The following is a 16,865-nucleotide window of genomic DNA, read 5'->3' as shown; positions in this document are numbered from 1 at the left end:
TTTCGATCACTTCGTGATCCAAGCCGGAGGTTTCTTTCATACCGCGTAGAACTCTTTCAATCCTCCGCCAGAGGCGAAGGTTTTCTTCTCATGAAACGACAAAAGCCGGTCTGAAACCAGACCGGCTTTTTCATTGATTACCGTACCATAACAGAAGCGTCAGGCCGCAAGACCCTTGCGAATACGCTCGGCAATTTCCGCGATACGGGCATTGCCATGGCTGCGGCGCGCCGAAACAAGGCAGGCCTGCGAACGCAGGATGATGCCATCTTCCAGCACCTTGAGTCGATTGGCGCGCAAAGTGGAGCCGGTCGACGTAATATCAACGATCATGTCGGCAGAACCTGCCGCCGGAGCGCCTTCGGTCGCGCCAAGGCTTTCCACGATGCGATAAACCTGAATGCCGTGCTTCTGCGAAAAGAACTGCTGCGTCAGGCGCCAATATTTGGTGGCGATGCGCAGACGGCGACCATGACGCTGGCGGAAATCTGCGGCCACGTCATCAAGATCGGCCATGCTGGTTACATCGCGCCAGACTTCCGGCACGGCGACAACGACGTCTGCATGGCCGAAGCCCAGCTCCGCCTCGATGGCCACGCGCTCATCGGCATGGGCGAGTGTTTCGCGCACGAGGTCTTCCCCCGTAACACCCATATCGACGCTTCCGTAACCTAGCTCGCGGGCAATCTCGGACGCCGACAGGAATAGAATATCGAGATCGTCTTCACCTTCAACGCGCGCGCGGTAATTGCGGTCGTCATCCGGCAGGATCACCTTGTATCCGGCCTTTTCGAGAACGGCGAGCGTCTGCTCCTTCAGCCGACCCTTGGACGGCAATGCCAGTGTGACGCTCATTTCGTTGCTCCCGCCAATGCCTGAAGCCGGTCCAGCCAGATGGAGAAGCCGACGCCGGGAATATTTTCGGAAGCGCCGAGCATGGTCAAAAGCCGGTCATAACGACCACCACCTGCCAGAACTGCATCCTTTTCCACGCCGGAGGCGCGAATTTCATAGACAAGGCCGGTATAGTAATCGAGCGGACGTCCGAACGACGCGTCATAGACGATATCGCTGGTCTTGATGCCAGCCGCAGCAATCGCCTCCGCCCGAGCTTCGAATTTCTGAAGGACAGCGCCAAGATCGAGCGCATTTTCGGATGCGAAAGCGCGCAATGTCACCGCTGCGGAATCGAGCGTGACATGTGTTTCCAGAAACTGCTTGAGCAGATCGAGCGCCGAAGCCGGGAAACGCGTGGCGGCCAGATCTTCCTTCTCGATCAGGCGGCGGGCGATTTCCGCAGGCGAACGGCCAGCACCCGGTGAAATGCCGGCTTCCAGCATTTCGGTTTCCAACATGCGCGCGAGGCCGGTTTCATCTCCTTCGGCAACGAGAACGGCAAGGGTTTCCGGCAGCGGATCGCGCCGTTGCGCGCCCGTCAGTTCAGCCAGAGCCAGTTGCATGGAATGCGCATCGCCAAAGGAGCGCAGAAGCTTCTTGCGCCAGCCCTGCGGCAGACCGAGCGCCTTAAGCATACCGGCGAAGACCGACTGATCGCCCAGAACGATATCAAGCCCGGCTTGCGGGGCGACGGAGCGGACACAGGACAGCGCGTCGGCAATCGAGCGCGCATCCGAAGCCGCCTCATCGGCAGCACCCAGATCCTCGATCCCGGCCTGAAGAAACTCAGCCGCGCCATCACGACGCTGCCGGAACACTTCGCCAAGATAGGCGTAACGTTTCGGCGTCGCCGCATTGAGCGCGATATGGTTGCGACAGACGGGAATGGTGAATTCCGGCCGCAGGCACAGGCTGTCGCCGTTTTCGTTTTCGGTGAGGAAAATACGACGGCGCAAATCTTCACCTGCCATATCCAGAAAAGGATCGGCAGGCTGGATCAGCGGTATTTCCACCAGATCGGCATCGCGCGCATCGAGCTCTGTGCGAAGCGCGTTGAAAACCGGCGATGTGCGCGTTGCGGCCATGGTTCCGATCACTTTGCGGCTTGAGCGCGGTCCTGCGCCTGACTGCTGAGAATTTCGCGAACCGCTTCGACCAGACCGTCTTCCTTGACGGTGATCTGCGCCGGACGGCTCTCGCGCCAGGTCACATTGTCCTCGATCTCGGCGGAAAGACGCTTGCCTTCAACCAGATCCTTGATCTGCACTTCACCGGCTTCACGTTCCTGCGAGCCCTGAATGATCACGCATGGCGCTTCGCGACGGTCGGCATATTTCATCTGCGCCTTCATGCCGGAACCGCCGACATACATTTCAGCGCGGATGCCCTGCTGACGTAGATCGGAGACCATCTTCTGATAGCGACCGAGGCTTTCCGTGTCCTTGTCCATCACCAGCACGACAACCGGGCCGACGACATCGGACACATCCAGCTTGCCGAGATTTTTAAGCGCCGTCATCAGGCGCGAAACACCGATGGAGAAGCCCGTCGCCGGAACCGGCTCACCGCGAAAACGCGACACGAGACCGTCATAACGACCACCGCCGCCAACCGAACCGAACACGACCTTCTGGCCGTCTTCATTGGTCACGTCGAACAGAAGTTCGGCTTCGAACACCGGGCCGGTATAATATTCAAGGCCGCGCACAACAGACGGGTCGATCTTCACGCGACCATCATAGCCGCCTGCCGAAAACAGCGCCTGCATGTCGGCGAGTTCGGTGACGCCTTCTTCGCCCTTGGGGTTGCCCGCAACGACAACGCGAAGATTGGCAATCGTATCGGCACCCGTCGCACCACCGGCGGCGGTGAAAGCCAGCACCTTTTCAATCGCTGCATCGGCCAGTTCTGCGCCCTTGGTGAAATCGCCGCTTTCGTCGAGGCGACCCTTGCCAAGCAGAAGGCGCACGCCTTCGGGGCCAAACTTGTCGAGCTTGTCGATGGCGCGCAACACATTCAGCCGCTTGGCGGCATTGCCCTCGCCTTCAAGGCCGATGGCATCCAGCACGCCGTCCAGAACCTTGCGGTTGTTGACGCGGATCGCGTAATCGCCACGACGAATGCCAAGACGCTCCAGCGTATCGGCCATCATCATGCACATTTCAGCATCAGCAGAGACGTTCGGCGCGCCGACCGTGTCGGCGTCGAACTGCATGAACTGACGGAAACGGCCCGGCCCCGGCTTCTCGTTGCGGAACACCCAGCCATTGCGATAGCTGCGATAAGGCTTTGGAAGCTGCTCGAAATTCTCGGCCACATAACGCGCCAGCGGCGCGGTCAGATCGTATCGCAGCGACAGCCACTGCTCGTCGTCGTCCTGAAAGGAGAACACGCCTTCGTTCGGGCGGTCCTGATCCGGAAGAAACTTTCCGAGTGCGTCCGTATATTCCACCAGTGGCGTTTCCACCGGCTCGAAACCATAGAGGTCATAGACTTCGCGGATCGTCGCCATCATCTTTTCGGCGGCGCGCAAGTCGTCCGGAACCCGATCGACAAACCCGCGCGGCAGCCGCGCCTTCATCTTGTCCGCTTTATCGGCCATTTTTCCTGCCTGATCGCTAAGTATATACAATATATGCCGGAAGAACCGGCAAATCCTCGAAAACCGAGTGTTGCCGGTTTCCTAACCGATCAGGCCCGTTGCGGCAAGTGCAGGAAGCGTGTTCAGCGTGCGGCAATGGCGACGGCAGCGCCCGCCATCATGCCAGCGCTGGTCCGATTGGCGATGCGCATCATGCGCGGGCTGCGCAAAACACGCCGCGCCTGCGCGGCCAGCACCACCCAGGCAGTGTCCACCGCCGCCAGAACGGCAAACATGACAGCGAGCAATTCTGCCCAGCCAACCAGCGACACATGGGTGATATCCACGACCGTCGGCAGAATGGCGATATAAAAGACCATGATCTTCGGATTTCCGAGCGTGACTGCGAGTGCGCTGAGGAAAAGCTTGCGCCCTTCACCCTCGCGCGGAATAGCGTTTTCATCCGCTTCTTCATCGACCGGCGCGATCCACATTTTCCACGACAGATAGATCAAATAGGCAACGCCTGCATATTTCAGCACCAGAAACGCGGTGTGGAAGCTGTTGGCGAGAGCCGACAGGCCCCAGACGGCAAGCGAGAGCCAGACGGCATCACCCAGCCAGAGACCGAACATGAATGGAAAGACGCCCTTATGCCCACGGCTGATGACGCGCGCCACCAATGCGCCGACATTCGGTCCCGGCGTGCCTGCGGCTACGACCAGAATACCCGCGAAAGCAATGAGCGACGTCAAATCCATGGCACATCTCCAAACAAACGCGTTTTTCTGGCAGAAAGAACGCGCGTTAGCAATCCCTGCTTCTTTGATCCCTGCTTATTGGGGGCGCTTGAATGCCAGCCGCAGCTTTTCGACATGGGCGCGACAGTGGCAACCTTCAATGTGATCGTTGACCAGACCCATGGCCTGCATGAAGGCATAAACCGTGGTCGGCCCGACGAAGGACCAGCCGCGCTTTTTCAAATCCTTGGAAATGCGGATGGAGGTATCGGTTTTCGGATTGGCGATCAGTGTCGGATAATCCACGACGGCAGGGCGGTCCTCCGCACCCGGTTCAAACGACCAGAAATAGGCTGCGAGCGAGCCCTTTTCCGCGACAAGTTCGATGGCGCGGTTTGCATTGTTGATCGTGGATTCAATCTTGCCGCGATGACGCACAATGCCCTTGTCGGCCAGAAGACGCTCGACATCCTTGACGTCATATTGCGCAACGCGGTGGAAATCGAAACCATCGAAAGCCGCGCGGAAATTCTCGCGCTTGCGCAGGATGGTGAGCCAGGACAGGCCCGACTGAAAACCCTCAAGGCAAATCTTCTCGAACAGCCGATAATCGTTGGAGACAGGCACGCCCCATTCATTGTCATGATAGGCGAGATAGTCCGGCAATACGCCCGGCCAGAAGCAACGGGTCTTGCCATCTTCGCTGACGATCAGACCGGTTTTCACTTCGGCAATATCACTCATTTCCCGCCTCCAATTTCCTGCTCATAGCCTTGTTCGAAAACTGTTTCCCACTTTTCGGGGGCATGCGCAAAGCTTCATCGATCATTAAACATGTGACGCAACCTGACGCTAACCACAACTCTACTTAGAGTGTCGCCTACGCAGAACACGCGACCAAAATTTACCTTTCCGATTCCATTGGGGCGCACAATCCCGGCATGAAATTAAGGGCTGTTCTCCTGACAGGTTGTGTCAGGAGCCGCAGCTGGGCAACCGCGCCAATGGACCCAGACGGGCAACGCAACCGGGATGATGGCGCAAAGAGAGACGGATCTGGACCATGCAACCACGTCATCTTCTTTTGATCGGATCGCTTGCAGCGATTGCTGTTTCAATCGTCAGCACCGGCATGGCTTTTGCCAATGACCGTTACGCGACCTTGCCGCCGGTGGCCGTCAGCCCCGATCTTTCCGCACCATGGGTAGCACAGTTGCACGGCCAGCCGGCGCGCATGCGCCAGATGCCGGACGGCACCGTCCAGCAGCCGGTGCGCCGCACCACGGTCAAACAAAAGCAGAAGTCGAAGCCGAATTATCGTCAGGTTTCCTACCAGCGCCCGGCAAGCAATCCAGCCACCGCGCCGAGCAAACATCAGATCGACCCGATCTATCTGCCGCAGAGTGTTTCCTATTCCGGCAGTGAAAAGTCCGGCACGATCGTGATCGATACCAGCAAGCGCTTTCTCTATCTCGTCCAGTCAGACGGCAAGGCCATGCGTTACGGCGTCGGCGTGGGCAAGCAGGGTTTCAGCTGGAAAGGTTCACAGCACATCAGCCGCAAGGCCGAATGGCCGACCTGGACGCCGCCCAAGGAAATGATTGCCCGCGAGCGTCGCAAGGGTCGCATTCTGCCTGCGCGCATGGATGGCGGCGTTAACAATCCGCTTGGCGCACGCGCACTTTATCTCGGTTCGACGCTTTATCGCATTCATGGCACCAACCAGCCATGGACCATCGGCAAAGCCATGTCTTCGGGTTGCATCCGTATGCGCAACGAGGACGTGACCGATCTCTATGAACGCGTTCCCATCGGCACCCGCGTCGTGGTTCGCTGATCCGTTCCGGAACAGTTTTACAGTCGAACAAAGCCGCTCTCTCTGCAGGGCGGCTTTTTTACATTCATAATACTGAAACATTGGATTTTTTGATGAAATCAACCTGCCGCAGGCCCAAAAACAACCTGAAAAGGCTTTTGCTTTTCCCGCGAACACCCATATGCTGCCAATGATGATTTGAGTGATGATTTGAAAAAACATGGACGGCGCCGCCAGAGGGCGGCCACAAATGCGGCTGTACCGAAATATGAACCGGTGTCGCATTTGGATGGAGGGAAAGGATAGATCATGACCGTACCGACCGTAAAACTGAACGACGGCAACCATATTCCGCAGCTCGGTTACGGTGTCTGGCAGGTGGGCAATGATGAAGCGGTTACAGCTGTCAGCGAAGCGCTGAAAGCGGGCTACCGGCACATCGACACCGCCGCCATCTATGGCAATGAAGAAGGCGTGGGCAAAGCCATCAACAATTCGGGCGTTGCACGCGGCGACATCTTCCTGACGACGAAACTCTGGAACAGCGATCAGGGCTATGAATCGACGCTGAAAGCCTTTGCGACCAGCCTGAAGAAGCTCGGCACGGATTATGTCGATCTTTATCTGATTCACTGGCCGATGCCTTCCAAAGACCTGTTCATGGAAACCTGGCGCGCCTTCATCAAGCTGAAGGAAGAAGGCCTCGTGAAGTCCATCGGCGTGTCGAATTTCCGCACGGCCGATCTTGAACGCGTGATCAAGGAAAGTGGCGTAACGCCGGTTCTCAACCAGATCGAGCTGCATCCGCAGTTCCAGCAGGACGAGCTGCGTTTGTTCCATGGCAAGCACAACATCGCCACCGAAGCCTGGAGCCCGCTTGGACAGGGCAAGATTCTGGAAGATGAAAAGCTGAAGGCGATTGCCGCCAAGCACGGCAAGTCCGTTGCGCAGGTCATCCTGCGCTGGCATATCGAGACCGGCAATATCGTCATTCCGAAGTCGGTAACGCCTGCCCGTATCAAGGAAAATTTCGAGGTCTTCGATTTCACCCTCAATGGCACCGATCACGATGCCATTACCAAGCTGGACAAGACCGATGGCCGCATCGGCCCGAACCCGGCGACATTCTCGGCGGGCTAGTTCAAAACATATAAACAAAAAGCCGGGCAATTGCCCGGCTTTTTTATCGCAGCAATTTCAGGCTGCCGGTCAATGAGCGAACCCATTTGGCAGGACCGGCGATCCCCACCCCATCAATGACCTCGGCGGCAAGATCGCGGTCCGGAAATGTGGTTTCATATTCGGCATAGACATGCATTGCCCGTGCGAATGCCGGAAAGGCGACAACCGCCTCCCTGTTGTCATGCCCCGATGCCTTTAACAGGATCGACCGGATTGTTTCCGCATCCGCTTGCAGGATCGGCACGGGACGGTCGGAGCTGATATCGATGGCAACGCCTGAGCGATCAACCAGCTGCCGCGCAGCAACATAAGGCAGTTGCGCGCCTAATCCGATCGAGATGGCCGCGACTGTGTTTGCCAGCAGGCCTTGAGCCAGATCAGGGTTGACGATAACGGCAAGACGCAGATCTTCCTGCATGATGGCTCCAGAGTTACAGTGTTTCTGCGAGAGAAATACACTGCATCTTCTGGTCGATCCTGCCTTTCTTACCTTTTGATTGCCATGATAAGGTAGATTCTACCCTAAACTGACGTCATTGAGGTGGATTTCATGAGCGCGCTGGAACCTTCCGATATTCGCATTCTCGAAGCTTTGCAGGAAGACGGTCGCCTGACCAATCAGGCGCTGGCCGATCAGGTCGGCATGTCCACCTCGCCAAGCTGGCGCAAAATGCGCAAGCTGGAAGAAGATGGCGTGATCGATGGTTATCGCGCTAGCCTCAATCGCAAGGCAATCGGCCTTGGCGTCATGGCCTTCGTGCGGATCAAGATTGACAGTCACAGCGAGCTGGAGGCGGAGCAATTTGCCGCCGAGCTGATGGGGCTCGACGACGTGATCACCTGCTACAGCATCGCTGGCGATGCCGATTTTCTGCTTCAGGTGGTCTCACGCGATCTCGACACATATGCCGATTTCGCCATGTCCACCCTGCGCCGCCTGCCCCGTATCAAGGAAATGCAGACGACCTTCGTTTTGAAGGAAACGAAAAGCTTCAAGGGCTTTCCGTTGCACTATGCCGCGTCAGTGAAGACGGGAGCTTGAGAGCGCAACCGGCTTTGGCCCGCCATAGGCCCAGTCGATCAGCTCCACCGTATGAACAATCGGCAATTTGCTGCCGGTGGCAATCTGCGTCATGCAACCGATATTGCCGGTTGCGATGAGAGCGGCGCCGGTTGCCTCGATATTCTTCACCTTGCGGTCGCGCAGCTTGGCGGCGATCTCCGGCTGCATGATGTTATAGGTACCAGCCGATCCGCAGCAGAGGTGCCCTTCCAGCGGTTCTTTCACCGTAAAGCCCGCCCTGGAGAGCAGGTCTTTGGGCTGTCGCACGATTTTCTGCCCATGCTGCATCGAGCAGGCCGAGTGATAGGCGACCGTCAGCGCCTGCGGCGCATCGGGTTCCGGCAGGTCGATGCCGACCAGATACTCAGTGATATCCTTTGCCAGCGCCGACACGCGCGCAGCCTTGTCCTGATAGGCCGGATCAAGCCGCAGCATGTAACCATAATCCTTGATCGTGGTGCCGCAGCCGGACGCCGTGACGATAATTGCATCGAGACCGCCGGCCTCGATCTCGCGCGTCCAGACATCGACATTGTGCCGCGCCTGTTCGAGCGCCTGTTCTTCGCGGCCCATATGGTGAACCAGCGAACCGCAGCAGCCTTCGCCTTTCGGTGTCACCACTTCGATGCCGAAGCGGTTCAAAAGCCGCAACGTGGCGGCGTTGATACCGGGATTGAGCACAGGCTGCGCACAGCCGTTGAGAATTACCACGCGACCGCGCTTTTCGCCCTTGGCGGCGCTGACGGTTTCGATAGGGACTGCCGCTGGCAGGTTTTGCGGCGCGAGATCAAGCATGGCCGCCATGGGTTTCAGAGCGTCGCTTTTGCGCAAAAGCGGTGCAAACGGCTTGCCCAGTTTCGCCAGCTTCAGCGCGGCGCGGAACCGGCCCGGATAGGGCAGAACCTGCGCCAGCACCCCACGCAGAAAGCGGTTCATGAAGGGCCGCTTGTAGGTTTTCTCGATATGCGCGCGGGCATGATCGACCAGATGCATGTAATTGACGCCCGAAGGACAGGTCGTCATGCAGGAGAGGCATGACAGGCAACGGTCGACATGGCGCACGACTTCCTCATCCGCCGGACGGCCATTTTCCAGCATGTCCTTGATCAGATAAATGCGCCCGCGCGGACTGTCGAGTTCATTGCCCAGCGTCACATAGGTCGGGCATGTGGCCGTGCAGAAGCCGCAATGCACGCATTTGCGAAGAATTTTTTCCGATTCCTGAACACCAGGATCGCGCAGCTGGTCGGGGCTGAAATGAGTTTGCATCGTGTCACGCTCCAACCTGATGAGAATGCATACGGCCCGGATTGAGAATATTTTCCGGATCGAATTGCTGCTTCAACCGCTGCGACAAGGCCGCAAGGGCTGCGGGCTGCGGTTCGAACACATCAATGCCAGCACGGACCGTCTCCGGCGCGCGCACCAGCGTCGCGTGACCGCCACCATATCTGGCAATGAGTTTGCGCAAGATCTGCGCTTCCGGGTCAGCTTCCATCCGCATCCAGATCAAGCCACCCTGCCAGTCGTAATAGGCGTCGACGCCCGCATGACGGCGGAATTCGTCCACCATCTGCCAGCTTTGCATCGGCGTCATCGAAACACGCCAGACAGCACGATTGTCGCCCGCATTGGCATAAGGCAGGACATCGCGCACTTCGCGCCAAAGCTGTTGCGACTGCGCTCCGTCGAGCGCTTCCACCGCGCCGGATTGGCGAAGCAGCGCCTGCAATTGGCGGCTGCGATGCTCGACCGAAGGCGCGAAACCTTCAAGCCGCAACACAGTCGCCGCTTCCCAGCCAAGCTTTCCATCAAGGAAGCGATTTGCAACCGTCGGCGGCAGATGTGCGGCGGAAGCGACTTCCTCGCGCGATCCCATCGCCATGGCCATGACGCGCGCCGCCTGTTCATCGGTCAGCCCGCGCACGACGAGCGTGGCCGCCGTTTCCGGTTTCGGCAGAACCTTGAACGTCACCTCTGTGGCGACGCCCAGCGTGCCCCAGGAATTGGCCATGCCCTTGGACAAGTCATAACCCGTCACGTTCTTGACCACACGACCGCCGGATTTGAACAATTCGCCACGCCCCGACACAACGCGCACGCCAAGCACATGATCACGCGCAGCGCCCGCCTTGAGGCGGCGCGGCCCAGACAGATTGGCGGCAAGCGCGCCGCCGATCGTGCCGCGACCAGCCTCGCCCGACAGCAGCGGGCCGTAATCCATCGGCTCGAAGTGAAAACACTGATTGTTGTCAGCCAGAAGCTTTTCGATCTCGACCATCGGCGTTCCGGCCTTTGCCGAAAGCACCAGTTCGTCCGGCTCGTACAAGGTCACGCCCGAAAGCCGCGACACGTCGAGCACGCGGCCGGCATCGACGCTGTGTCCGATACCGCGCTTGGAGCCATGGCCGATGATTTCCAGCGGGGTGGAGCTGGCCAGCGCATCCTGCACCGCAACCAGAACGCCCGCTTCATCCTGCGGCTTTAGAATATTTGCATCGCTCATGATCAAAACCACAATTCAGAATCGGGGAATATCCGGGTGGGCCAGTTCGCCACGATGCACATGCATGCGGCCAAGCTCGGCGCAGCGGCGCAATTGCGGAAACACCTTGCCGGGGTTGAGCAGATGCTTGGCATCGAAAGCACATTTGACGCGCATCTGCTGGTCGAGGTCGATGTCGTTGAACATTTCCGGCATCAGATCGCGCTTTTCTATGCCGACGCCATGCTCGCCGGTGAGAACACCGCCAACTTTCACGCAGAGCCGCAAAATGTCCGCGCCGAAGTTTTCCGCTGCTTCCAGTTCACCTGGAATATTTGCATCATAGAGGATCAGCGGATGCAGATTGCCGTCGCCTGCATGGAACACATTGGCCACCCGCAATCCGTATTTTTCGGACAGGTCGCGCATGCCCGACAGGACACGCGGCAGCTCCTTGCGCGGAATGGTGCCATCCATGCACAGATAGTCGGGTGAAATGCGCCCCACCGCCGGGAAAGCCGCCTTGCGCCCAGCCCAGAAGGCAAGGCGCTGTTCTTCCGACTGTGACAGGATGCAGGTCGTGGAACCATTGCGCAGCGCCAGCGCTTCGACCCGTCCGATCAGGTGATCCACCTCGACCGGCGGGCCGTCGAGTTCGACGATCAGAAGCGCTTCCACATCGAGCGGATAGCCGACGCGGACAAAATCCTCCGCCGCTTTGATGGCGGGCCTGTCCATCATCTCCATCCCACCGGGAATGATGCCTGCGCCGATAATATCGGCCACGCACTGGCCAGCCTGTTCGCTGGATGGAAAGCCGACCATGACGGCGCGCGCCGTTTCCGGCTTTTGCAAGATGCGCACCGTGATTTCCGTCACCACGCCGAGCAGGCCTTCCGAACCGGTCATCAGCCCCAGAAGATCATAGCCCTCACTGTCGAGATGCTTGCCGCCGAGGCGCAAAACCTCGCCGGTGATCAGCACCATTTCGATGCCCAGAACATTATTGGCGGTGAGGCCATATTTCAGGCAATGCACGCCACCGGCGTTTTCAGCGACATTGCCGCCGATGGAACAGGCAATCTGCGACGAAGGATCGGGCGCATAATAAAAGCCCTCATGCTCGACGGCTTTGGTAATGCCCAGATTGGTCACGCCCGGCTGCACCACGGCAACGCGGTTCGGATAATCGATTTCGAGAATACGGTTGAAACGGGACATGCCGAGCAGCACCGCATCTTGCAAGGGCATCGAGCCGCCGGACAGCGATGTACCCGCGCCGCGCGGCACGACGCGAATGCCGTTTTCGTGGCAATAACGCAAAACTTGAGCGACCTGGTCGACCGTTTCCGGCAACACAACCACCAGCGGTAGTGAGCGATGCGCCGTCAGGCCGTCGCTCTCGAATACCCGCATTGCATTGACCGTATCGACCACGCCCTCGCCCGGTACGATGCCGCGCAGATCATCCACGATCTGCCCGCGCCGCTGCATGACGGACGCATCCGGCTCCGGCATAATCAATCCGCTCATTTGCTCCTCCGCCGCTGGTCAGGCCCTTTTCGTCAAGGCGCTGCCAGCCCTCAAATGCCGTCCCGGCTTTCATCCTCGCTTGAGAACCGGAGCGGTCGTAACGCATCGCTTTGGAGCCATGCCAGACTGGATGGACAGACCCAAACTTTTCTGGAATAGCTCTAACATGCACAGTGCACCCTGCACCGTATTCGTCAAGTGGTAAATCATTTTTACCACTTGCGCCGTTCGCATAACAGTTTTCACGCTGCGGCATAATTACTTGCGGAGCTTTGCCCCGCTCGGCTAGATGCAAATGAAGCGCAGGGCAATCCGGGGGATCACGCGATCATGATGAGCAGCAGTCTGGCCGATATGGAAATCTTTGCCCGCGTTGTCGCAACCGGCAGCATGTCGGCGGCGGCTCGCGATCTCGGCCTTTCCCCCGCGGTGGTTTCCAAGCGCCTTGGTCGTCTGGAAGAGCGCCTTGGCACCCGGCTCCTGCAACGCACAACACGGCAGATCGCGCTGACCGAGGCCGGTCAGGGCTATCACGAGCGCGTCCTGGCCATTCTGTCGAACATCGAAGAGGCGGAAGCTTTTGTCGCGCGGCGTTCCGCCGATGCGCGTGGCACGCTGAAAATCTCGGCTCCCACGACCTTCGGGCGCATGCACATCGCCCCTTATCTGGTGCCTTTCATGCGCGCCAATGCCGACCTGACGGTCAATATGCAATTGACCGACGAAATGGTCGATATTGTCGGCGACGGCTATGATCTGGCGATCCGCATCGGCGAATTGTCGGATTCAACCCTTGTCGCCCGCAGGCTGGCGCCCGTCCGTCGTCTGCTCGTCGCCTCGCCCGGTTACATTGCAGAACGCGGCACGCCTGAGACAATCGAAGACTTGCAGGCGCATATCTGCCTTGCACCGCACAATAATGATCCATGGCGGCTTGAAGGGCCGAAAGGCCCGATTGTCATTCGCCCGGTCGGCCCGCTCCAGACCAATTCCAGCGAAATGGTGCGCGAGGCCGTGCTGGCCGGTCTCGGCATCGCGCAACGCTCCACATGGGACATTGGCCCGGAACTCGCGGCAGGAAAACTGGTGCAGGTGCTGCCCGATTATACCGCCTCACGCAATGTGGCCATTCACGCGGTCTATCCCTCGAAACAGTTCCTGCCTGCCAAGGTGCGCCTGTTCATAGATTATCTCGCCGACCTTTACGGCCCTGTACCTTATTGGGAGAGCGGCAGTTCTCCACAGGTCGCATCTCAAAAATAGACACCAAGTCTTTCGCTGGCTATGTAACGCACGCATTAGAAAACGCGCATAGACATGCGGCACGGTATCTCCTCCCATAATACCTGTCGCTTTGTTCCGAGCCTGAGGAAAGATAATGAACACTCCGATCCGTTTTATTCTCGCCATCATCGTTGCCGTTGTCGTCGGTTGCGGCTTCATGTTCTACGACAAGTCCCGCGGTGCGGAATGGGTCGTGTCACCGCAGCAGATCGAGCAGGCGAAGTCTGAAGGCAAGACCGGCTTCGAAAGCCGTCCGGGCACTGTAACCGTGCTGCCGATCCGCAGCGAAACCGCTGACGCGCTGCCCTTCAAATGGGCGATGTATGGCATTGTCGCCGGTCTGTTCGTGCTTGTTTCGACGCGCAAGCGCAAAAAGGCTTAAAGCGCCCCTCTTCCAACCGTCAGAAAGCCCGGCTGGATCACCAGTCGGGCTTTATTTTCAATATATTCCGTTGCCGGGTCCGTCCCTTGCGGCTACCTTGCCGCCGATACGCAAAGGGCTTGAACGGCATGGCCGAAACGATTTTCTCCCGCATACAGACGAGCCGCACAGCGGACGATGTCGTATACCAGATCGAGACGCTCATTCTGGAAGGCGTTCTGCGCGGCGGCGACCGTCTGCCCGGCGAGCGTGAGCTGGCGCGCCAGTTCGACATTTCCCGCCCCATCCTGCGCGATGCCCTGAAGCGTCTTGAGACGGCGGGCCTTCTGACCTCCCGCCACGGTGGCGGCACATTCGTGGCCGATGTCATCGGACAGGTCTTCAGCGCGCCCGTGGTCAAGCTTTTTGCCGATCATCGCAAGGCGACCGCCGATTATCTGGAATATCGCCGCGAAATCGAAAGCATTGCCGCCGAATACGCAGCGCTTCGGGCTACGCCCGCTGATAAGGCGCTGCTGACGGAAATCATGAATGCGATGGAAACCGCGCATGGCGCGAGCGATTTCGACACCGAAGCGCGGCTTGATGTCGAGCTGCACAATGCGGTTGGCGAAGCAGCGCATAATATCGTGCTGCTGCACACATTGCGCTCCTGCTATCAGCTTTTGAAGGATGGCGTGTTTTATAACCGCAGCCTGATCTACAGCTATCCCGGCGTCGCCGACATGTTCCTCTCGCAGCATCGCGCTATCTATGATGCGGTGATGGCCGGCAACCCGCAAGCGGCCCGCGAAGCGGTGCAAAAACATATCCGCTTCGTCGAGCAGGCAACGCACGACCGCGAGCTGAACGAAGAACGCGAGCGCGTCTCGCGGCTGCGCTTCCGCCAGCGTGCGGGCACCAATGCGGTGAAGGAAGTGAAGGACGAAGGCGAATGACCGGTGTGATTTTCAAGGATGCGTGCGGCCCGCAAAACATCCGCCTTTATGCCATTGGCGATGTGCATGGCCGCTTCGATCTCTTGCAGGACATGCATGGATTGATCCGTGCCGATCTCGATCATCGCCCCGTTCACGACTGGCGTATCATCCATCTTGGCGATTATATCGACCGGGGGCCGCAATCGAAGGAAGTGCTCGACTTTCTCATTGATGCAGCCGCGCATGATCCGCGCATCCTGTCGCTGCTTGGCAATCACGACGAAGGCTTTCTCAATTATCTCGCCACCGGCGACACGGCAGGCATCTTCGCCTTGCATGGCGGCGTGGAAACCGGACGCTCTTATGGTGTGGAACTGGATTTTTCCGATACGGATAAAGCCCGGCGCAGCCACGAAGCGCTGGTGAAAGCCATACCGCAAGCGCATATCGATTTCATACGCGCGATGCCGCGCTGGCTCTCGTTCGGAGATTTCTTTTTCTGCCACGCAGGCGTCGATCCGGCCCTGCCGCTCGAAGAACAGGACCCTGACGATCTCATCTGGATAAGGACGCTGTTTTTGAAATGGACCGATCCCCTCGCAAAGGTGATCATCCATGGTCACACGCCGCAAGCTGCAGTCGATGTTCAACCCAACCGGGTCAATCTCGACACCTATGCCTGGAAGAGCGGCCTGCTCTCGGCAATAGCAATCGACGGCGTGGAAAAGCGCTTCATCGAAGCGCGATAACCAAAATTAGTGAGCGCTGGAAATTCCGTAACCGTCGCTCGAAACCATGGTGTTACCGGCATCGACGGTGAACATGCCAACTGCCATGAACACGATCGCGGAGACCATCAGGACGGTAAGAAGGGCGGCATGCTTGGCGGTCATATTCGGAAACTCTCTCGACGGTTGCCGGATGAAATTCGATAAAACGAGCCGCCGTTACGAGCATGGCGTGAAGCCCTGCCCGACCGATCATTGCCCGGGAGACGGCGTTCAGTTACACCCGATAAAAGTTACCCGCAACTGAACGACGGCGTCGTTCACCGCGCTTTTTTCACAAATCCACGCATTGCTGACAGGATGTGGCAAAGCAGCAACGCGAAGCTTATCCTTAAGGTTAATGTTGGGTTTACAAGCTTGTAGCGGAAGCACGGAAGTCTTCCTCATCGTGCGGGCGACCGGGAATCGCAAGAGCGGTTTTGCCCGCTCTAGATTCGGCCGATCCAGGCTTTGGCCAGCGCAGCACCCGCCTTGTCGGAAGAACGACCGACGCCCTCGGCCAGTTGCGGAAAGGCCTTGTCCCAGCCCGGCGCGAAGTCTTCGATTTCGTGGGCGAGTTGGGCATTCCACTGTTTGACCAGCCCGGTATCGGCCTCGAAATGGAACTGGGTGCCATAGACTGCCCGGCCAATCCGGTAGGCCTGATTCTGCGTCATGTCGCTCGACGCCATATGCACCGCCCCTTCAGGAAGGGTGAATGTATCCCGGTGCCAGTGGAAGATCGGAAATGCATTGCCCGCCGTCGACAGAACCGGATCGCGCTGCCCTTCATCGGTCAGGCGGACTTCCTGCCAGCCGAACTCCATCGGACGGTCGAGAATATTTTCGCCGCCATAGGCGCGCGCCACAAGCTGGCTACCAAGGCAAATGCCGAGCACGGCCTTGTCCTTGTCGCCAAAGCCGCGGATGAGATCGAGCAGATGTGGGAAATAGGCAAATTCGGCGTCGGCCAGCGCATTCTGCTCGCCGCCCAGAACAATCAGCGCATTATGTTCGCTGTCATCGGCGGGCAGCGCATCGCCATTATAGGGGTGGCGCAAATCAATCGAATAACCGGCTTCAGTGAGGACAGGCTCAATCTGCCCCAGCCCCGCACCGTCATAATTCTGGACGACCAATACGCGCATAGACCACCCCATAAATCTCGTTTCCATTGGCTAACACGAAAAAGGCCCGGACAACAGCCGGGCCTTT

General features: G+C 58.5%; 18 protein-coding genes. 7 read left to right on the top strand and 11 right to left on the bottom strand.

The features are described 5' to 3' along the window. Positions 1-159 precede the first annotated feature (159 nt). The 5 genes from hisG to QBD01_RS21690 form a co-directional block, all read right to left on the bottom strand. Positions 160-855, bottom strand: a complete 696-nt coding sequence (gene hisG / locus QBD01_RS21710) for an ATP phosphoribosyltransferase (RefSeq protein ID WP_280994490.1) — start codon at positions 853-855, stop codon at positions 160-162. After that, positions 852-1,982, bottom strand: a complete 1,131-nt coding sequence (locus QBD01_RS21705; protein ID WP_280994489.1) for an ATP phosphoribosyltransferase regulatory subunit — start codon at positions 1,980-1,982, stop codon at positions 852-854. The genes hisG and QBD01_RS21705 overlap by 4 nt, the downstream gene beginning before the upstream one ends. A gap of 8 nt (positions 1,983-1,990) precedes the next feature. Next, positions 1,991-3,499 (bottom strand): histidine--tRNA ligase, encoded by a 1,509-nt coding sequence (gene hisS / locus QBD01_RS21700; RefSeq protein WP_280994488.1) that lies wholly within the window; start codon positions 3,497-3,499, stop codon positions 1,991-1,993. Positions 3,500-3,621: 122 nt separating this feature from the next. Then, complete coding sequence (locus QBD01_RS21695) at positions 3,622-4,239, bottom strand: LysE family translocator (protein WP_182519541.1); 618 nt, start codon at positions 4,237-4,239, stop codon at positions 3,622-3,624. A 75-nt stretch (positions 4,240-4,314) separates the two neighbouring features. Continuing rightward, complete coding sequence (locus tag QBD01_RS21690) at positions 4,315-4,962, bottom strand: DNA-3-methyladenine glycosylase I (protein ID WP_280994487.1); 648 nt, start codon at positions 4,960-4,962, stop codon at positions 4,315-4,317. Positions 4,963-5,281: 319 nt separating this feature from the next. On the opposite strand from QBD01_RS21690, the gene QBD01_RS21685 reads away from it, so the two are divergent. After that, positions 5,282-6,055: a L,D-transpeptidase gene (locus QBD01_RS21685; protein ID WP_280994486.1), complete on the top strand. Its 774-nt coding sequence runs from the start codon at positions 5,282-5,284 to the stop codon at positions 6,053-6,055. A 288-nt stretch (positions 6,056-6,343) separates the two neighbouring features. Continuing rightward, positions 6,344-7,174 carry an aldo/keto reductase gene (locus QBD01_RS21680; RefSeq protein WP_280994485.1) on the top strand — a complete coding sequence of 277 codons (831 nt, stop codon included), beginning with the start codon at positions 6,344-6,346 and terminating at the stop codon, positions 7,172-7,174. A 43-nt stretch (positions 7,175-7,217) separates the two neighbouring features. On the opposite strand, the gene QBD01_RS21675 is transcribed toward QBD01_RS21680, so the two are convergent. After that, positions 7,218-7,634: a DUF2000 domain-containing protein gene (locus QBD01_RS21675; protein ID WP_280994484.1), complete on the bottom strand. Its 417-nt coding sequence runs from the start codon at positions 7,632-7,634 to the stop codon at positions 7,218-7,220. 132 nt (positions 7,635-7,766) lie between these two features. Between QBD01_RS21675 and QBD01_RS21670 the strand changes: the two genes are divergently transcribed. Further along, entirely contained in the window at positions 7,767-8,258 is a 492-nt protein-coding gene (locus tag QBD01_RS21670; RefSeq protein ID WP_280994483.1) for an Lrp/AsnC family transcriptional regulator, read from the top strand. Here QBD01_RS21670 and glcF read toward each other — a convergent pair. Genes glcF through QBD01_RS21655 form a run of 3 tightly spaced genes read right to left on the bottom strand, consistent with a single transcriptional unit; the run spans position 8,238 to position 12,297 of the window. Next, complete coding sequence (glcF, locus tag QBD01_RS21665; RefSeq protein ID WP_280994482.1) at positions 8,238-9,548, bottom strand: glycolate oxidase subunit GlcF; 1,311 nt, start codon at positions 9,546-9,548, stop codon at positions 8,238-8,240. The two genes, QBD01_RS21670 and glcF, sit on opposite strands and share 21 nt — an antisense overlap. A 4-nt stretch (positions 9,549-9,552) precedes the next feature. After that, complete coding sequence (glcE, locus tag QBD01_RS21660; protein ID WP_280994481.1) at positions 9,553-10,785, bottom strand: glycolate oxidase subunit GlcE; 1,233 nt, start codon at positions 10,783-10,785, stop codon at positions 9,553-9,555. A gap of 15 nt (positions 10,786-10,800) precedes the next feature. Beyond that, the gene (locus QBD01_RS21655) at positions 10,801-12,297 is read right to left on the bottom strand and encodes an FAD-linked oxidase C-terminal domain-containing protein (RefSeq protein WP_280994480.1); all 1,497 of its coding nucleotides are present in this window, start codon (positions 12,295-12,297) and stop codon (positions 10,801-10,803) included. Positions 12,298-12,630: 333 nt separating this feature from the next. Between QBD01_RS21655 and QBD01_RS21650 the strand changes: the two genes are divergently transcribed. From QBD01_RS21650 to QBD01_RS21635, 4 genes are all read left to right on the top strand, one after another. Beyond that, positions 12,631-13,560 carry a LysR family transcriptional regulator gene (locus QBD01_RS21650; RefSeq protein ID WP_078339071.1) on the top strand — a complete coding sequence of 310 codons (930 nt, stop codon included), beginning with the start codon at positions 12,631-12,633 and terminating at the stop codon, positions 13,558-13,560. 115 nt (positions 13,561-13,675) lie between these two features. Continuing rightward, positions 13,676-13,963 (top strand): hypothetical protein, encoded by a 288-nt coding sequence (locus tag QBD01_RS21645; RefSeq protein WP_182519532.1) that lies wholly within the window; start codon positions 13,676-13,678, stop codon positions 13,961-13,963. Between the two features lie 128 nt (positions 13,964-14,091). Continuing rightward, entirely contained in the window at positions 14,092-14,901 is an 810-nt protein-coding gene (locus QBD01_RS21640) for an FCD domain-containing protein (protein WP_138783509.1), read from the top strand. Next, complete coding sequence (locus QBD01_RS21635) at positions 14,898-15,632, top strand: metallophosphoesterase (RefSeq protein WP_280994479.1); 735 nt, start codon at positions 14,898-14,900, stop codon at positions 15,630-15,632. The genes QBD01_RS21640 and QBD01_RS21635 overlap by 4 nt, the downstream gene beginning before the upstream one ends. A 6-nt stretch (positions 15,633-15,638) precedes the next feature. On the opposite strand, the gene QBD01_RS21630 is transcribed toward QBD01_RS21635, so the two are convergent. Both QBD01_RS21630 and QBD01_RS21625 read right to left on the bottom strand, forming a co-directional pair. Continuing rightward, positions 15,639-15,776, bottom strand: a complete 138-nt coding sequence (locus QBD01_RS21630) for a hypothetical protein (protein ID WP_280994478.1) — start codon at positions 15,774-15,776, stop codon at positions 15,639-15,641. A 323-nt stretch (positions 15,777-16,099) separates the two neighbouring features. Continuing rightward, positions 16,100-16,798, bottom strand: a complete 699-nt coding sequence (locus QBD01_RS21625) for a type 1 glutamine amidotransferase (protein WP_280994477.1) — start codon at positions 16,796-16,798, stop codon at positions 16,100-16,102. Between the last annotated feature and the right edge of the window lie 67 nt (positions 16,799-16,865).

The organism is Ochrobactrum sp. 19YEA23 (assembly GCF_029909865.1).
Classification (GTDB): Bacteria; Pseudomonadota; Alphaproteobacteria; order Rhizobiales; family Rhizobiaceae; genus Brucella; species Brucella gambitense.
Note: the sequence above shows the minus strand (reverse complement) of the source record. Positions and strands in the feature narration are given on the sequence as shown.